The organism is Niallia sp. NCCP-28 (genome assembly GCF_023168165.1).
GTDB lineage: Bacteria > Bacillota > Bacilli > Bacillales > Cytobacillaceae > Niallia.
Window position 1 is genome coordinate 127518 of the sequence record NZ_BQYJ01000005.1, and the last position, 18383, is coordinate 145900.

Annotated in this window: 17 protein-coding genes and 2 pseudogenes; 4 read left to right on the plus strand and 15 right to left on the minus strand. The window is 35.7% G+C overall.

What is annotated here, in order from left to right; all coding sequences use genetic code 11:
• The first annotated feature begins 14 nt into the window (after nt 1–14).
• Nucleotides 15–1742: a thiol reductant ABC exporter subunit CydC gene (gene cydC, locus NCCP28_RS15515; protein WP_248562337.1), complete on the plus strand. Its 1728-nt coding sequence runs from the start codon at nt 15–17 to the stop codon at nt 1740–1742.
• Between the two features lie 248 nt (nt 1743–1990).
• On the opposite strand, the gene NCCP28_RS15520 is transcribed toward cydC, so the two are convergent.
• Nucleotides 1991–2890: an SDR family oxidoreductase gene (locus NCCP28_RS15520; RefSeq protein ID WP_248562338.1), complete on the minus strand. Its 900-nt coding sequence runs from the start codon at nt 2888–2890 to the stop codon at nt 1991–1993.
• Between the two features lie 347 nt (nt 2891–3237).
• Nucleotides 3238–3714, minus strand: coding sequence for a Cys-tRNA(Pro) deacylase (gene ybaK, locus NCCP28_RS15525; protein ID WP_248562339.1), 477 nt, complete (start codon nt 3712–3714; stop codon nt 3238–3240).
• Between the two features lie 161 nt (nt 3715–3875).
• Between ybaK and NCCP28_RS15530 the strand changes: the two genes are divergently transcribed.
• The gene (locus tag NCCP28_RS15530; protein WP_248562340.1) at nt 3876–4598 is read left to right on the plus strand and encodes a class I SAM-dependent methyltransferase; all 723 of its coding nucleotides are present in this window, start codon (nt 3876–3878) and stop codon (nt 4596–4598) included.
• On the opposite strand, the gene NCCP28_RS15535 is transcribed toward NCCP28_RS15530, so the two are convergent.
• The 4 genes from NCCP28_RS15535 to NCCP28_RS15550 all read right to left on the minus strand — a co-directional run bounded on the left by NCCP28_RS15535 (nt 4595) and on the right by NCCP28_RS15550 (nt 7624).
• Entirely contained in the window at nt 4595–5497 is a 903-nt protein-coding gene (locus NCCP28_RS15535) for an NAD(P)/FAD-dependent oxidoreductase (RefSeq protein ID WP_248562341.1), read from the minus strand. The two genes, NCCP28_RS15530 and NCCP28_RS15535, sit on opposite strands and share 4 nt — an antisense overlap.
• A gap of 266 nt (nt 5498–5763) precedes the next feature.
• Nucleotides 5764–6219 (minus strand): threonine/serine exporter family protein, encoded by a 456-nt coding sequence (locus NCCP28_RS15540; protein WP_375709415.1) that lies wholly within the window; start codon nt 6217–6219, stop codon nt 5764–5766.
• Between the two features lie 15 nt (nt 6220–6234).
• The gene (locus NCCP28_RS15545) at nt 6235–6999 is read right to left on the minus strand and encodes a threonine/serine exporter family protein (RefSeq protein ID WP_248562342.1); all 765 of its coding nucleotides are present in this window, start codon (nt 6997–6999) and stop codon (nt 6235–6237) included.
• A 298-nt stretch (nt 7000–7297) separates the two neighbouring features.
• The gene (locus NCCP28_RS15550; RefSeq protein ID WP_248562343.1) at nt 7298–7624 is read right to left on the minus strand and encodes a MerR family transcriptional regulator; all 327 of its coding nucleotides are present in this window, start codon (nt 7622–7624) and stop codon (nt 7298–7300) included.
• Nucleotides 7625–7853: 229 nt separating this feature from the next.
• On the opposite strand from NCCP28_RS15550, the gene NCCP28_RS15555 reads away from it, so the two are divergent.
• On the plus strand, nt 7854–7997 hold the full coding sequence (locus NCCP28_RS15555; protein ID WP_248562489.1) for a hypothetical protein: 144 nt from the start codon (nt 7854–7856) through the stop codon (nt 7995–7997).
• A 910-nt stretch (nt 7998–8907) separates the two neighbouring features.
• Here NCCP28_RS15555 and NCCP28_RS15565 read toward each other — a convergent pair.
• The 6 genes and pseudogenes from NCCP28_RS15565 to NCCP28_RS15590 form a co-directional block, all read right to left on the minus strand.
• Nucleotides 8908–9855, minus strand: a complete 948-nt coding sequence (locus NCCP28_RS15565; protein WP_248562344.1) for an ABC transporter permease — start codon at nt 9853–9855, stop codon at nt 8908–8910.
• Nucleotides 9856–9857: 2 nt separating this feature from the next.
• Nucleotides 9858–10793, minus strand: a complete 936-nt coding sequence (locus NCCP28_RS15570; protein ID WP_248562345.1) for an ABC transporter ATP-binding protein — start codon at nt 10791–10793, stop codon at nt 9858–9860.
• Between the two features lie 270 nt (nt 10794–11063).
• Nucleotides 11064–12200: an alanine dehydrogenase gene (ald, locus tag NCCP28_RS15575; RefSeq protein WP_248562346.1), complete on the minus strand. Its 1137-nt coding sequence runs from the start codon at nt 12198–12200 to the stop codon at nt 11064–11066.
• Nucleotides 12201–12335: 135 nt separating this feature from the next.
• Nucleotides 12336–13577, minus strand: a complete 1242-nt coding sequence (locus NCCP28_RS15580) for a PucR family transcriptional regulator (protein ID WP_248562347.1) — start codon at nt 13575–13577, stop codon at nt 12336–12338.
• 162 nt (nt 13578–13739) lie between these two features.
• Nucleotides 13740–14447, minus strand: a complete 708-nt coding sequence (gene chbG, locus NCCP28_RS15585) for a chitin disaccharide deacetylase (protein WP_248562348.1) — start codon at nt 14445–14447, stop codon at nt 13740–13742.
• Nucleotides 14444–14617, minus strand: a pseudogene (locus NCCP28_RS15590) (6-phospho-beta-glucosidase); the annotation flags it as partial. The pseudogene NCCP28_RS15590 and the gene chbG, both read right to left, overlap by 4 nt.
• An 86-nt stretch (nt 14618–14703) precedes the next feature.
• On the opposite strand from NCCP28_RS15590, the pseudogene NCCP28_RS15595 reads away from it, so the two are divergent.
• Nucleotides 14704–15132: pseudogene (locus tag NCCP28_RS15595) on the plus strand (GntR family transcriptional regulator).
• A 210-nt stretch (nt 15133–15342) separates the two neighbouring features.
• Here the strand turns inward: NCCP28_RS15595 and NCCP28_RS15600 are convergent.
• The 3 genes from NCCP28_RS15600 to NCCP28_RS15610 form a co-directional block, all read right to left on the minus strand.
• Nucleotides 15343–16368: an ABC transporter substrate-binding protein gene (locus tag NCCP28_RS15600; protein WP_375709416.1), complete on the minus strand. Its 1026-nt coding sequence runs from the start codon at nt 16366–16368 to the stop codon at nt 15343–15345.
• Nucleotides 16369–16550: 182 nt separating this feature from the next.
• Nucleotides 16551–17408 carry an ABC transporter permease gene (locus NCCP28_RS15605; protein WP_375709417.1) on the minus strand — a complete coding sequence of 286 codons (858 nt, stop codon included), beginning with the start codon at nt 17406–17408 and terminating at the stop codon, nt 16551–16553.
• Complete coding sequence (locus NCCP28_RS15610) at nt 17389–18159, minus strand: ABC transporter ATP-binding protein (protein WP_248562350.1); 771 nt, start codon at nt 18157–18159, stop codon at nt 17389–17391. The genes NCCP28_RS15605 and NCCP28_RS15610 overlap by 20 nt, the downstream gene beginning before the upstream one ends.
• Nucleotides 18160–18383 lie beyond the last annotated feature (224 nt).

Here is an 18383-nt window from a genome sequence, read left to right on the forward strand (position 1 = left end):
AGGGGGAAAAAACAATGAAACAAAACAAATGGATTCTTCCCTTCTTAAAGGGAAATGGTCTTCGCATCATCTTAATTATCACACTTAGTTTCCTTACAGTGTTTACAGCAGCAATGCTTACCTTTACATCTGGCTATTTAATATCAAAAGCTGCCATTCCTGTAGAGAATATACTGTTAGTTTATATTCCAATCGTGGGGGTTCGCACATTTGGAATAAGCCGAGCAGTTTTTGCCTATTTAGAAAGGCTCGCCGGGCATGATACTGTTTTGCGGATTCTTTCTAGAATGCGGGTAAAATTATACCGTATATTAGAACCTCAGGCTCTTTTTCTTAAATCTCGATTTAAAATGGGAGATATGCTTGGAATACTGGCAGAAGATATTGAACAGCTGCAGTATATTTATTTGCGGACTATTTTCCCCACTATTTCTGCCATTTTTCTATATATCATTGTTCTGATTGCCATTGGAATGTTTGATATGACATTTGCTCTTTTAATCGGCTTTTATTTGGCTGTATTGCTTATCATCCTGCCAATTTTGTCTCTTCTCTTTATCCAAAAAAAACAAAAGGCATATAAACAAAAACGGAATGCTTTATATCAGAAATTGACAGATAATATACTTGGGGTAAGCGATTGGGTAATCAGTGGCCGTGCAAAACAATTTATCGGGGACTATGAAAAGAAAGAAGCTGCCGCTGCTTCTATCAATCGAAAACTTCAAAGTTTTTCTAGATGGAGAAACTTTTTTAGTCAAGGGATTGCAGCTGTCATTATTATAACGCTTGCCTTGTGGTCAAGTGAACAATATGCCCAAGGGGCCATTTCTGCCACAGTCATTGCAGCAATCATCCTAGTTGCCTTTCCTGTCCTGGATGCTTTTTTAATTATTTCCGACGCTTTTGAAAAAATTCCAGGATATCAAGATTCACTGGAGCGCTTAAAAAAATTAAAAGAAGAAAAAACCATATATTCCAATAAAGACTTAAAAAGCATCGATACATCACGGATTGACATTGAATTGGAAGGGACATCATTTTCTTATCTGTCTGAAGATAATTTATCGGTTTCTAATATCCAGCTTGCTATTCCCCAAGGGAAAAAAATTGCAATAATCGGCAGGAGCGGTGCTGGCAAATCTACTTTGCTGAAATTGATTCAAGGTGCTCTTATTCCCCAAAAAGGAAAAGTGCTAATTAACAACCATGATGCCCATGACTATCATGAGACTAATTCTTCCTTTCTATCTGTATTGAATCAAAATCCCCATTTATTTGATACAACATTGCGCAGCAATATAACCTTAGGGGTTGATGATGCTACAGAGGAAGAAATAAAAAAAGCTATAAAGCTTGCCCAACTTGAAAATCTAATAGACAGCTTGCCAGATGGTATGAATACATTTATGCAAGAAACGGGGCAGCGCTTTTCCGGTGGAGAAAAACAACGGGTTGCACTTGCAAGAATTCTGTTGCAAAACACCCCAGTTGTTCTTATGGATGAGCCGAATGCCAGTTTAGATCCAAAAACGGAAAAGGAGCTTTTAAAGACTATTTTTGCAAGCTTACAGGAAAAATCTATTGTATGGATTACTCATCATCTAGTTGGTGTGGAGGAAATGGATGAAATTTTATTTATGGAGGATGGAGAAATAATAATGCGGGGAACCCATGTAGAATTAATGGCTAATGTGCGATATAAGCAACTTTATCTTCTTGATCATCCTGCCTTCCAATAAAATAAAATAAAACTAACAACATCATTAGAGTTTTCTTCCCCCTGCTGATTGTGAGTTGAAAGTTACACAGGCTAAGAGCCTGTGTATTTTTATATCAGCCTTTAACAGGCAAGTTTCTGTTCTCGCATTCTCTTATCATCTTGAAGCGGGTTGAGATTAAGCGTCTGTTCATTCATTATAAATAAAAAGCTTTTCCCTATATGCCTTCCATAGAGAGAAAAGCTTTTTTCATACTATTTGCCTCTATATCACGTTGTTACCATCTGACCGCCATTTACATGAATAACTTCTCCAGTGGTAAAGCCTGAATCATCCGATGCTAAATAAACATATGCAGGCGCTAATTCGAAAGGTTGACCTGCTCTCTTATAAGGGGAATCCGTGCCAAACGTCATTACTTTTTTTTCAGAAAAGCTGGCTGGAATAAGTGGTGTCCAAAAGGAGCCCGGTGCAACAGCATTTACTCTAATTCTTTTATTAACGAGGGATAAAGACAAGGATCTTGTGAAAGAAATGATGGCACCCTTTGTAGAAGAATAGTCTAACAGCTCTTTAAAGCCGCTGTAAGCAGTAATCGATGCCGTATTAATGATAGAACTTCCCTCCTTTAAATATGGAAGCACTGCTTTTATTAAATAGAAAAAGGAAAAGATATTTGTTTTAAACGTATGCTCTAACTGTTCTTTTGTTATATCCAGAATACTTTTTTGTACATATTGCACAGCATGATTATTTATAAGAATATCAATTTTTCCAAACCGCTGCATTGTTTGCTTTGCAACTAAAATTGAGTTGTTCTCTTCTGTTAAATCCGCTGCAATCAATAAGCACTCCCCGCCTAATTCCTTGATTCGATTTGCTGTTTCCATGGCATCTCTATGTTCATTTAAATAAACAATAACAACCTTTGCTCCCTCTTTCACAAATGAATAGGCAACTGCTCTTCCAATTCCACTGTCGCCACCTGTAATAATGGCCACTTTGTCTTTTAGACGATTGCCGCTTTTATAATTTGGATTCTCTGAAATGGGTCGAGGATTCATCTCATATTCAAAACCCGGCATACGGTTCTGATGTTGAGGCGGGAAAGCAATTGGCACTGTTTTTGTTTCTTTTTTCTGACCATAGTAAGGGTATTCTGGATACATAGATAACTCACTCCTTATAGGCTTTTACCTAGAGTTATCGTATGCAAACAGCGATCCTTTGTGCATCTTTTTTGTCGCTTAAAACAAAAAGCGCTTTCTTCTCTTGCAAGAAAACGCTGCATAAAATAAGAGCCTATTTAAATGAAGACTGTTTTTTCAACAGACAAAATGAAAAAAAGATATAGCAGCCTGAATACACGTAGACTCCTGTGGAAGTAAAAAAAATCGAGACCCTGGCGGGAGTGTATACGATAAGGAGAATCCGCGCTCTCATGCGGAAAGCTCAAAATATTCATACTGCTTTTTTAAAAGCAAAAATTTATACGAAAATAGCCTAAAGGAATAATTTAATGCGTAATATCTGCAAATTTCCCATCTACTGTTTCTTTTAAATCTGCCACTTTGAGCTCCATTTGAATTCCAATCTTTCCCCCGCTCACAATAATAGAAGAAATTTTTTCGGCGCTATCAGCAATAAAGGTTTCATATTTCTTTTTCATTCCTAATGGAGAACATCCACCTCTTATATAACCAGTTAGTTTTTGAATATCTTTTACAGCAACTAGTTCCACTTTCTTTTCTTTCGCTGCTTTTGCCGCCTTTTTTAAGTCCAGTTCTTCGCCTACAGGCACAATAAAAACATAAACATCCGTCCCTGTTCCCTTTGCGACTAAGGTTTTATACACCATATCAATATTTTTGTTGATTTTATTGGCAACCGATATACCATCAATTTTCCCATCTTTGTTTTCATATATATATACTTCATAATCGATATCGCAACTATCTAAAAATCTCATTGCATTCGTTTTTGGTTGGGCCATACAATAACTTCTCTCCTTATACAAACCTCTTTCTTTATTATAGCAAATCAATTTCGATTTGCTGTTATCAGTCTAGTTTAATATATGAACAAATAGACACAAATCTCATATAGTATAAAAAGCAATTTATTGTTTTATTTTAGATAATTAGGAGGAAAATTATGAAACCATCTTATCAAGATGCTCTTGCTTATTTCGGAGTAAATGGTGCTCATCCAGGAGGATTATCCTTAACAAAGGCATTATTAGAAAGGGAACAAATTTCAAATGCTACACACTTACTGGATGCAGGATGCGGAACTGGTCAAACATCTGCTTTTATTAAGAAAAATTATCCTTGTCATGTAACAAGCATTGACTACCATCCAACTATGGTGCAACGCGCATTGAAACGATTTCAAAAAGAACAGCTTTCCATCCAACTTTTGCAAGGCAGCTTGGAAAATCTCCCTTTTTCCCCTAATAGCTTTGACATTATTCTAGTCGAGTCTGTCCTCATTTTTACTGATAGCAAAAAAGCTTTAAAAGAATTGAAACGAGTCTTAAAACCAAATGGAGTGCTTCTTGCTTTAGAGATGACTGCTGAAAGAGTCTTAACGCCAGTGGAACAAAGTAATATGTGTTCTGTATATGGAATCAATCAAGTTTTAACAGAGCAAGAATGGGTAGCCAGCATGAAAGAGGCTGGCTTTAAAGGCATCGAAATTAAATTGGCCCATTCTGTTTTCTCCCATATGTTATCCACTCCAGAAGTAGAAGAGGAAGAAATGGATCGAAATGTTCCTCAAAATATAGAAATGGAGCAGAAGCTGATGGAACACTCTTTTATTTTATATACGTATGGCAACATTATTGGGTATAGAGTATACCGAGCAATCTGCTAATTTTCTTCCAATAAAGATTTGTGGATCCAAATGGCCGCCTGTGATCCTTCCCCCATAGCAATAGTCACTTGCTCAGAATGAACGGCAACATCCCCTGCTGCAAAAACATGCTGGATATTTGTCTCCTTTGTTCTGCTGTCTGTATCAATATGCCGATTTTCCGTAAGCTTTACACCCAATTGGCTGGCTAAATCTGATTTCACCTTATTTCCGCCGAATGCAATAAAGCTTTTGTTTGTCTCTATTTTAACATCTCCCTCTAAAACATAGCTTTTTAATTGCGATTCTTGCGCATCTACTTCCTTAATCCGTTTATTTATATACGGGATATTGTGCTCTTTTAGCCTATTTAATAAGTTTGCATCCACCTCTCCGCCGCCATGGTTTATATAGATAATTTCTTCTGTCCAGTACGTTAATGTTAACGCCATATTGGCCCCAACATTTCCATTTCCTACTACAACAGTCTTTTTCTCTTTGACTTCATATCCATCACAATCTGGACATACATAAACACTGATTCCTAAACATGGAAATAAGTTCGCAAAAGGCGGAATTGTATCCATTATGCCTGTTGCCAAAAGCAGTCTTTTTCCAGCATGCTGGTTATGTAAATCAGTTTCGATAATAAACTGTTCATTTTGCTTTTCTGCATGTATTGCCATTGCTGTTTCAAATAAAATGCCTAAATCCATGGCTTGTTTTTTTCCTATTGATCGCAATTCATTGCCACTGATCCCATTTGGATATCCTAATATATTATGGTAGCTTCTGCATAAGGTAGATCTGCCATTTTCTCCATCGATAACTAATACTTTATGCTGATATCTTCCTAATTGTATGGCGGCCTGCAATCCTGCTATTCCCCCTCCTACAATTATGCAATCATATGTATGCATATAATCTCCCTTTCATCCCGAGTTTATTTTATCATTCCCCCCCACTTCCGGCGTTAGCTAAGTGGGGAGGTAGTTTAAAAAGGCTATTTTTTGTCCCTCCCATACTAGCCTTGCATAATATAGGATTTTTATTCCTGACCGATTCATATGTACCGCATTGTACATAAACAGGCCACTTATGCCCAAACAAAATAGAAATTCTTTTCCAAGTAAATCTATAGATATCTTTTCTAAAAAAAACAAACGATAAATAGCCTCTACATCAACTATTTATCGCTTGCCTTCACTCTTTTATTTACTTTTGTTATTATTTGATTGATTACCTCTGAGAACATTAGCCCCATCGCAATCGATCCAGATATTAAAAAAGCCTTGGCGGCTAAACTGACTGCTGTACTATAATCATTTTCAACAAAGTTGCGCATCGCATCATAAGCCATCCCACCTGGAACAAGAGGAATAATGCCTGCAACACTGAATATAATGACAGGTGTTTTATATATTCTTGCAAAAGCCTGGCTGATTACAGCTGTTAAAAAAGCACCGATAATAGTTGCTGGAACAATATCTAAATGAATATGAACCGCATACCAGTATGCCAACCAACCACACATACCTACAAACCCGCATTGCAAAAGCTTTTGTCTTGGGGTATGAAAAATCATCGCAAAAGCATATGTTGCAATAAAACTGGTAAACCCTTGCTCTAAAAATATAATCATTACATGCTTACTCCCTCATAAAAGTACAAAAAGTACGGCAATGCCTGATCCAATGGCAAAGGCAGTTAAAAAGGCTTCAGCACCTTTTGAAATGCCTGATACGAGATGGCCCGCCATTAAGTCCCTCACTGCGTTTGTTATTAATAGTCCTGGCACGAGCGGCATAACAGAACCAATAATAATCTTATCCACTTCTGTCCCAATTCCAAGCCGTACAGCTGCAAATGCCATAAGCCCTACCACAAAAGCTGCTAAAAATTCTGCAAAAAATTTAATTGGTACAAGACGATGAAAATAAACAGAACATAAGAATCCTATTCCTCCAGCTGCTAATGCTGGCAAAAAATCTCCCCAAATACCTTGAAACATAATAAGGAAACAACCACTTGCAATTGCAGCTGCCATTACTTGCATAACATCACTGTACGTTTTTTGTTCATTTTCAATTTTATTTAATAAATAATATGCTTGTGCAATGGTTAGTTCACCAGCACTGATTTTTCTTGAAATATCATTGACTTTCACTACTTTTTCTAAATTTGTAGTCCTTTCAATAATTCTGATTAGTTTTGTTTTGGTAGGCTCTATACCTTCTACTGAAAAAATAATGCCTGTTGGCGTAACAAAGCTATCGGAATATTCAGCTCCGTAAGCAGTTGCAATTCTCGTCATTGTATCTTCTACACGATACGTTTCAGCGCCATTTTTCAACATGATTTTTCCTGCTAATAAACAAATCTCAATAATCTCATATGTCTTTTCTTTTGATATTAAATCCATATAATCTCTCCAGTAGAGGTTGTAGTCTATACATGAATTGTAGGCAAACAGTTATACAGGACACAGCAATCAGATAATTTTTGCCGCTATATTCACCGGCTATATATGCTTCCTAGACAACTTATCATTTCCCATATTAAAGTTTATATGAAAGAGGTGTGTATAATCAATAGAAGATTCACTTTGCGAAGAATAACGGATGAAAAACAAAATAAAAAAAGCCCTTTGCTTACTTTACAAGGACTTGAAGATACTATTTTTTAGCTATATAAACAACAAAACAGAATAGGGTGAATTTTCAATCTCTTTGTATTCCAAATCTGGCATTTATTTGCCCACGCAGCATTTGCTTTTTTATCTTTTTCTCTTCGTCTTCTCTTGTCTTTTTAATTATTTCCTGCCTTATTTCATGCGTTCGAACACCTTCCTCTCTTTTGTTTGCAATTTCAATCAACCGCTCTACATCTGAAAAGGAGTACTTCCGATTTCCTCTTTCTGGCCTTTCAGGGAAAATTAATTTGCGCTGCTCATAATATCTAATCTGCCTTTCCGTTAATCCCGTTAATTCGCTGACAACTCCGATTGTGATAACTTTTCTTTTTTTATAGGATGGTTCGTTATCCATTTTATCATCCACCTCATGAAGTAATTATTTATCTCATTTATCGTAATTATAATACGGTTCTAGAAAAACGAAGCATGTTTTGTAAGAATTTCTTACATCATTTTAAAAAAATAGGTAAGATTACCTGACAATTCAGATGATATTTTTAATATTTTCTTATACAATCCTAATTGTATCTTCTAGATTATTTTACAAATATAAAATTCCACCTAAAATGAGAGGAGCATTTTTGCAAATGATTAATAAAGAAGCAATTGAGTTAGCGAAAAAAATTGTTGAATTGGATTTACAACGCGACGAAATTTGGGAAAACTTCGCTGCAGTTGCCGGAGATTATGCACATGATTTATTGCGCATGGTCCAAAATAGCTAATTACTTATATCTTTTTCTTTATTCTATATAATATAAATTGATTTTTATAGTCCAATTCCACAAATGATTCTTGCCACATTTGCAGAATTGGACACTTTATTCTCTCTCCCTAAAATTCTGCTCACTAAGCCCCACAGATTTTTTCTATTTTCTGGATTTATCTACCTGCACTCTTTTTTCGCTTTTATTAAAATCCTCTCAATCTCTTTTTTTATTTGCAGCAAGTTAGAAGAAAGCCACCTTACTAGCAAAACATTGTTTTTCAAGCTAACCACAACAACTCCATGGTTTTTATCCTCAACGGGCAATAATTCCTGCAACTGATTTTCTGTCCATTCCAATTTCAGAGTAATTATCCAGACATATGTTACATACATAAATCATTCTAATAGTCCCATTTTTTCAGGAAAAATTTTCAGCGGATCATAAACCCGACAGCTTCTGGATAATTCAGCTTCAACCCTTTCTGTGTTCTGCAAGTTCCCCTGCCATAAAAAGATACAGTTTTTCCATTCCAACAGGTGTCAGCTTCATCTTTAAACAACACACCTTTCTATTTAGAATAGCGCATTTAATCTTTCTTTTACTCTTTATAAAGTGAAACTTCAATCAGGTTTCTATGGGCAAGTTTCTCCCCACCTAGATTTCTCGTTTTCTCTTACAGTCCCTTGGATAGGGGTTTTACCGCCCGTTAATGCGTGATAAAATAAAAACCCTGCTTCGGTTATACTTTCGCTCAGATGTTAAGAAATCTAACATAATTTTAATGGAATAGCTAGATAACATCAAGTAAATATCTAATTTTTTTTAATTATCTTTCTATTTAACGCTATTATTTTTCTTTTCCAACCATTCTTCCTCTACTTTTAACCAAAAAAGACAGCTAGTTTTAACCAGCTGTCCCAACAATTTAAATACTAATATCGCGCTTTTGAAAAAATATAAAGGTAACAACCATAAAGACAATATAATATCCACCTAAAATGCCTAATGACATTGACATAGTAATATTTTCCAGAATCTTATCTTGCAAAACGAAAACAGTTTGATCCAAATGTGGGAATAGCAATATTTTTGTCCATGAATATTTTTCAGCCAAAAACAACAGTATGCTTCCAATTGTCGAAGAGAAAAATAAAACAAAAATTCCTATCCCTACAGCAATTGCCTGATTTTTAAATAAAGTCGATAGCATAAAAGCAATCGTTAAAACCATCAGCAATCCTGGCAAATAATATAAAAACAACTGAAAAAAATATTCTCCGCCGCTCACCGCTACTATTCCATCCATACCATATGCGGCTATTTTGCTGTCAAATCCACCATTTCCAAAAAAGAACAAGCTGACAATATAACCAAAAAGGAGCAATACAGTGCATAAAAAGGCAGAGTAAATAAGCAGTGAAATATACTTAGACAATAAAACGGCCCATCTTTTATACGGTCTTATAAGTAGCTGTTTAATTGTTCCATCCGAAAACTCAGATGAAATACTTCCAGCACAAACAATTACAATAAATAAGGTGACTAATGATTTCATAGAAATAACTAATTCACTCATAAAGCTCCAATTAGTATGAAAGGGGTTTACCTTTTCATCCAAATACCATTGCTTTTGAGCTATTTCTTCTCCTATATATCCCTTTTCTTCTTCATTTGCGGCATTGTTTTGCTGCTGCTGAAGCTCTTTAATTTCTAGCTGAACTGACTCCTGCCATGTATCTTCCTTTTGTTTTTCTCCTGTTTTTTGATAAATAAGAGCACCCGCTACCAATGAAACAATTAAAATAATAGCAAATATCCAGCTTACTTTTTTCTCAAATATTTTTATTAATTCATTTTGCACTAAACCACTCATAATTATTGCTTTCCTCCTTGATGACTAGTAATCTCTAAAAATCTGTCTTCAAGAGTTAATTTTCTTACATTAATAGCAAATACCCCTATTTCATTTTCTACTAGCCGCTTATTTATTAAAGGAATAGATGATTTCTCCAATTTCAACGTCAGAGTAGAATCCTTTTGTTGAATAAAATCATAAGATATTTCGCTATTTCTTAAAATAGTGATTGCTTGTTCTAGCTTATCTACGTCAAAGCTAACCTCTCTTTTTTCTTCATTTCCTTCTTCTACCGTTTCATCCATTGTCGATATATGAATAAGTTTTCCTTGCTCAATGATAGCGAACCGGTGGCACATCAACTGCATCTCAGCTAACAAATGGGAAGATACTAATACAGATATACCTTGTGCAGTTAACTCATGGAGATAATTGCGGAATTCCTTTATTCCTTGAGGATCAAGACCATTTGTTGGCTCATCCAAAATCAGGATGGCAGGATTATGTAGTAACGCTTGGGCAACCCCTAATCGCTGGCGCATTCCTAAGGAATATGTTTTCACCTTTTGATGAATTGCACTTTCCAATGCTACTAATTTTACCACTTCTTGCAATCGTTCTTCTGAAATTTGCTTTTTAGCCATTCTTGCATAATGCCGCAAATTTTTATATCCGCTCATATACTTGTAAAATTCCGGATTTTCAACAATAGCACCCAGACTGCCCATCGCCTCAGCAAATGATTGATCTAAATGATTTCCATTAATTATAACCTCTCCATCTGTTCTGTTTATTAAACTGACAATCATCCGAATAATTGTTGTTTTTCCTGCGCCATTCGGACCCAATAGACCAAAAATTTCTCCTTTTTCAACTGAAAAACTGACTGAATCTACAATTTTTTTATTTTTGATTTTTTTTGTTAAATTTTTTACCTCTAATGCATTTTGAGACATAGCCTGCTCCTTCCCTTTTAATAGCACTCCATTTTTCTATCAACCAAAACTTGCGTCCATCCTCCCTTTTTATACGCTTTTTATCTTAAAAAGTTTCATATTATTGGAAATTATCTATTTAAAAAATTGTAGTTGCTAATTTCTGCTCAGCTTCTTGCTCCCAACTCAAAACGGAAGCCTACTTGACTTTCCCTTCTTAAAAGAAACAAAAAGCCGGCCTATCCTGAATAAGTTCAAGATAAGCCGGCTTAGTTTCATCTACCTCGTTTATTAAACAATTGTAGTTGATAAGCTATTAATCACTTCTTGTACAGGAGTATACTTAACCCCTAGATCTTTTGCTACAGGTGCATACGTAATATGTCCATCAAATGTATTTACTCCTTGTTTAATTGCATAATTACTTTCAATTGCGGCAACTGCACCTTTATTTGCTATTTGCAATGCATATGGAATCGTAACATTCGTTAAAGCAATTGTAGATGTTCTAGGAACTGCACCTGGCATATTGGCAACAGCATAATGAACGACACCGTGCTTCACATATGTTGGATTATCGTGTGTAGTAATATGGTCAACTGTTTCAAAGATGCCTCCTTGGTCTATCGCAACATCTACGATAACAGATCCTGGAGACATTTTCTTTACCATTTCTTCTGTTACTAACTTCGGTGCTTTTGCACCTGGAATTAATACGGCCCCAATTACTAAATCTGCGCCAACTACTGCTTCTTCAATATTTGATGGATTTGAAATAACTGTATTTAAGCTTGCGCCAAATTGATTATCCAATTCTCTTAATCTTTCTGGATTCAAATCTAATAATGTAACATTCGCACCTAAACCAATAGCAATTTTCGCTGCATTTGCTCCAACAATACCTCCGCCAATGATGGCTACATTACCTCTTTTTACTCCTGGTACACCAGCAAGCAAAATCCCCTTTCCCCCATGCGGCTGTTCTAAAAATTGCGCACCGATTTGCACAGCCATTCTTCCAGCCACTTCGCTCATCGGCGTCAATAATGGCAGTTTGCCATTTACCTCAATTGTTTCATAGGCAATGGAGGTAACGCCATTTTCTGTTAGAGCTTTTGCTAATTCCTTTTCTGCAGCCAAATGCAAATAAGTAAAAAGAATAAGTCCCTTGCGGAAAAAACCATATTCTGAAGGCAGCGGCTCTTTTACTTTAATGATCATTTCCGAGGCATCCCAAACTTCCTTCGCTCCATCTATTATTTTCGCTCCTGCTGCACTGTATTCCTCATTTTTGAATCCACTGCCAATACCAGCATTTGCCTCCACTAATACATCATGTCCCTCTTTTGTCAAAAAAGAAACACCAGATGGGGTTATCGCTACTCTATTTTCATTGTTTTTTATTTCCTTTGGTATTCCAATAATCATTATCAATTCCTCCTTGTTATTATTCATAACATTAATTCGTTATATCTCTTATCATTATAATAAGATGGAGAATGATAATAATCATTGTTTAAAATAATAAATATCTAATATCTTTTTTGTGAAAATTCACAAAACTTAGGTTTTTAGCCAATGCAAAAGCTTTAAATCTAAATAAAGCATAAATTTTTGCGCAGGAGAAGTTAAATCAATTTCCATAATATCTCCTATCCGTTTAAGGCGATAACTTAATGTATTGGCATGAATATGTAATCTTGCTACCGTTTTTTGCATGCTTTCGCTTTCGTCTAAATAAGCCTCTAGGGTCGCTAATAATTCTGTATTATGGGATTTATCATATTCATCCAGCTTCTTAATCGCTAAATTGTCCACTCCATCTTGCTTTCGCTTTTCTAATATAACGTCCAAAAACTGATAGATTCCTAAATCTTGATAATTGATAAAAGAATACGCCTCCTTTGGGAATTTCTGCTGAACTTCCAACACTGTTTTTGCTTCTTTATAACTTTTTCCTATATACTTTGCATCTTTGTAGATTCCGCCAAAACTCCCCTTAACATCTGCAATACAGAAACGTTCCTTTAGATGCTTTTGAAAACCTTGTATAAACTTTTTATAAGTAACGGAAGATTTGCCTTTTGCCTCCATTGGATGAGTTAAAATGATCAATTCATTATCATCTATAGTCGAAAGGATTATTTTTACATCTTCTGCTATTTTTAGTAAATATAAAATATGACGTTCTATTTCCTTTGTTATTACTTCATTAAAACAACATACCATTATAGTAAATGGAACAGATGCAGAAATGCCGATTTTCTTTAATTTTTCTTCTGCTTCTTTTTCGCCAATATGACCTGTTAGTAATCTCCAAAAAAACTCTTGATTATCTTGATTAGAACTTCCCTTGTTCCTGCCAAATCGCGACATAAGATGTTTTCCAATGGCTGCAGCATGCTCGAGAATCCGCATTTGTTCATCTGTCAGCAGCTCCTTTATTTCAACTGCCCAGATATAGCCTATTACCTCTTCCCCCCTCCAAATAGAAATTGCCACTCTATTGCCCAGCCCTATCTCCTTTTTTTCCTGTATGCGAATCGGCTTTTTGCTTTGAAGCAATTGAGGAATTACGCCGTCTTTCCATAATCGATTTATTACTTTTTCCGGCACTCTTCTGCTTATAATGGTGGAAATGCGCACTATATCTGTTTCATCATCATGACTTGAGTATACTAAAACACGATGATGTGTATCTTCTAATGTAATGGGACATCCAAGCAAATCACTTACATGGTCAACAAACGCTTCAAGGGAATCGTACATTTCCCTTCGGAACGGATTCAATGGCTCATTCGGCATTATCCTGCTCCTTCCGTATTCTTTATTTATCTCCTAACCTATTACTTTTTTATTTTATCTCTTAATTAATCTATTCAACAATAACAAATTTGAAACTCATCGATTCCCTTATAACTATAAAAACCCCCAACCCTTTAGGCTGAGGATTTTTCCCCTATTCAATTAAAGCAAACTGAATCCACTTGGCAAAACTGCAGATTTTAAAATGCTTGTTTCCTTTACTCTTTGCTGATTATACGATGATCCTTGAAGCAATTCATGATCCAAATAGGCTGGATGTGTCATAATTTCTACACTAGATACATCCTTTACACGATTTCCGAGCTCTATAAAGTAATCAGGTACTGCTGTTTCTCCATAAAAATCAGTCAATAATAAATCAGTCACTGTCTGAATTTGCTTAAAATGGCTTCCTGCATGCCGGACGGGAATTTGATAGCTGTCAGAAAGTTTTTTTATAACTGGATAAAACCCTTTTATTCCATGAACATGATGGTGGCTATCAAGATGCGTCGGTTCAAGTCCCGCTTGAATAAACCGTTCTATTTGAGCAGTCCATTCCTGTTCAAGTTCTACCAAATCAATGGATTGTGGATTTCCATATACCGCTTGCTGCTTCTTAAAATTGCCATTCTCATCTATTAAACTAGGAACATTATTGCTTAAAGGTTTGCCCCATGTAAGTACAAGGTGCACCCCGACTTTTAATGTCGGCACCCCTTTTGCCAGCTCTATCCCATGTTCGGTTGCTTCTGCATTCATCATCATCGTCGCTGAATTAACAAGACCATATTTATGACAATCCATGATTCCATAATTTACCCCATGAGAAAATCCAAAATCATCTGCGTTTACGAGTACTTTTATCATAATACAATCTCCTCGGTAGGTTTATTTGCAAAAAATTGAGAAAGAAATTCTTTATGCGCTTCTAACATTTCCTCTAAAATACATTTTGCTATTCGATCACTTGGCACAAGAGGATTAATAGTCATAGCTAAGAGCGCTTGATCATAATCTCCTGAAATGGCTGCATCGAGTGCAGGGAAAGGGGACTTTTATTGCTGAAAACAAAATAAAACAATCGCTTACCAGTACAGTAGAACAGTTTTCAGAACAAATTATGATGCAAAGAAAAAATCCTTCTATAAAAGCATTACATTTAAAGGTAATAGCGGCATCGGCTTTTTTAGCTGAGCAATTCTGCTTAAAAACGGGCGATCCTGTCAATAAATTAGAGCCGATTCGTTATGTAAATAATGACCCGCTCCAACTTGAAGCAGCATATATTCCATAGGTGAAGGCTCCAGGCTTGGACATTCAAGCATGTGAAAAATCCCTATATAAAGTTCTTGAAACACAATTTTCTATCAAAATAAAAAAAACAATAGAGCAGCTTGAACTAACTGTTGCAGATGCATTAAATATCTCTAAAGGGAAGCCATGCTTTAATCTGGAAACATTCGCATATGATGATAAAAATTCTTCAATTGAATATTCCAAAACCATTTTCCGAGGAGAGCGGGCCCATTTTGTAATTGAACGAAATTATTAAAGATCTTTTCTCCTCGAAATGTTTGTAATAACAAATAAACTCATTTTATTATAGAATGAGTCTCTTAAATATATGTTTATTTTTCATATTTAATAACAGCATATTTTTCTACTGCCAAAATGCAGTTAATAAGTCTTGACCTATTGCATAAAAACAAAGCATATACAAAAAAACGAAGAACCAACTTTTGCTCTTCGTTTTTTCTTCTTATTATTTTGTTGATTTTTCGACAAACTGCATATCAACTAACTCATCATACTCGTACCCATCTTTATAAACTCCTGTTTTTTCTACTACTTCCATTGGTTTTGCTAAAGCTTCTTTTGATATATATCCATCTTTGCTCCATAATTTATCAGCATAAGCTCGATCGAGGGATGCCTGCAAACTTTCATCTGCCGTAGATGGGAATTCTGCTTTTAGCACTTTCATCGCAAGCTTATGGTCTTCATCTACTGCCTTTAGCCCTTTTAATACAGCTCTTACAAAACCTTCGACCACTTCTGGCTCTTTTTCAATCGTAGATTTCTTTACGCTTAATACCGAATATGGATAGTCCCCTAAACTTGTAAAGCTGTAAAATGGCTCTTTCCATACACCCTTTTTAATTCCTTCTGTTATTTGCGGTTCACCGCCATTGGCAATATCAGCTTTCCCTGACTCTACAAGAGAAACAACTGCACTAGCATCTGCGGGTTCCTCTAATACTGCATCCTTTTCCGGATCTAAACCTACATCTATCAACAGCCATCTTGTCAATAAATTAGGACTTCCTCCAAAACGCCCTGCCGCAATGGTTTTGCCTTTCAGATAACTTTTTAACTCCTCTTTATTGCTGCTGTTAATATTCGTATCTTCATTGCCCATTAAGTATACATTTGCTCGATTGACCACATTTACCACAGAGACAATAGGATCTGAGTTGCCTTTATTGGCCATTTGGTTAGAATCTGGTCCAGCGATATTCCCCCAAGCATCACCGCCAATAACAGACGTTACATGAGCACCACCCGTTGCAGTAATGACCTCTACATCCAGCCCCTCTTCTTTGAAATAACCTTCTTCTATTGCAACATATAGTGGCAAATATCCAATTAAATGTACTGGCTCTGCAATGGTAATCTTTTTTAGCCCATCGCCGTTTTCATTTCCAGACTCTTTGTCCTTAGAAGTACAGCCTGCCAGCATGAGTACAAAACTTACACAAACAATGAGAAACAGCTTGCATTTTTTCAAATTAATTCCCCCTTTTTCTATATGAAAAATAAAAAAAGAAAGGTGCTAATATTGCTGAGAATATGATATTGGAAAAAATATATAACGAAGAATAAGTGGAAGAATGTTCTATGTTTAGTATGATGAAAACCGGTTTCTTATAACGATTTTTAGTGCCTTTCTTTTTTAAAACAAACATAAAATTAGCTGTCATGTCTTCCTTTCAGCAAAATTTTCTCCATCCAGACAGTAGCAAAATACATCAGAATGGACAATAGGGATAAAACAACCACTCCCACCCAAACAAGATTAATATTCATAATTTGCCCAGCGTAAAGAATCATCCTTCCAATACCCTGCCTTGAACTGATAAATTCTCCTACAATTGTTCCTGCAAGCGCCAATGCTATATTGATTTTTAAGCTGCTTACAATCCATGGCATACTTGTTGGCACAACAACTTTTGTGAATACATGGATTTTTTTTGCTCCTAAAGAATACATTAGCTTTTCTAAATCAGCATCAACACTTTTAACGCCACTATATGCAGCTAATGCCGTTACAATAACTGTCATCATAAAAGCTAAAACTACTTTAGAACTGAACCCTATTCCAAATAAGATAACAAGCACTGGCGCTAACGCAAGCTTTGGCACGGCATTAAATGCTATCAAATAGGGCTCTGAAATTCTGGAATAATAATACGACCACCAAAAGGACAGACCCAATAATGCCCCTGCAAAGGTTCCCGTTATAAAGCCTAGGATAGTAGCACCCGATGTATAAACAAGATCATCCAGCAATGTTCCTTCCATAAACGCTATATATGCCGTTTTCCATATAATCAAAGGGCTGCTCCAATAATACGAGTCTAATATTTTCCACTGTGTAAATAGTTCCCAACATATAATCAATAAGATGCCAATTGCCCATTGTCCATATACAGTTAATCTTCGCCGTCTTTTTTCCTTCGCTTCTTCATCTTCTACAAAAGGATTGGCGCTGTCTTTTTTTCTTGACACGGTTAGTCGCTCCTTTCCCTTATGTTTCTTCCTTTTCATTGCTTTTTAATACATTTAATACATGTTTTTTTAATTCAATAAAATCTGTGCCTAATAAAGTTTGTTCATCTCTAGGCCTTTTTAAAGGCACTGCAACTTTTTCTTTAATCGTGCCAGGTCTTTGGGTTAAAATATAAATCTCATCCGATAAAAAAATGGCTTCATCAATATCATGTGTTATAAAAAGCACTGTTTTTCTAAAATCCCCCCATATTTGCAGCAGCCATTCTTGCATCATTAATCTTGTTTGCGCATCTAAAGCTCCAAAGGGTTCATCAAGCAAAATAATATCCTGATCGTATAAAAGAGTGCGTAAAAGAGCAGCTCGCTGTCTCATTCCCCCTGACAGTTCATCTGGATAATGATTTTCAAATCCGCCTAAGCCATACTTTTCAAGCAAAGGCATAGCCCTTTCTATAGCTTCCTTTTTGCGGATCCCTTTTATTTCAAGACCTAATATTACATTATGCAAAATGGTGCGCCATGGCAAAAGCAAATCCTTTTGCAGCATATACCCTACATAGCCATTTTGGCCAATAATATCTTTCCCATCTAAAAGGACATTTCCCGTTGTCGGATGAATAAGACCTGCAATAATATTAAACAAAGTAGATTTTCCGCAGCCGCTAGGTCCAATAATGCTGACAAACTTTCCTTCTTCTATCTTTAAATTGACATTTTTTAACGCAAAAAATTCTTTCCCATCTTTTTTAAAGATTTTACTATTGTTTTGCACTTCTAATTTATACATAGCAGCCCTCCGTTCCGAGCCCCCAAACATTAAATACTGCGGAAACTTTCTTTATTTATATGTGCCGTTTTGTTAAGTATTCACCTATCCCAAATGGTACAATAGAGAAAAAATGAATGAAAACGCCATTATCTTTTGGGCATTAAACTTTAACTTCTCCTTATTAAAAGAGTGCATTTATGTGTGGGGGCATAGATCTTTGTTATACTATATGAATAAACTGG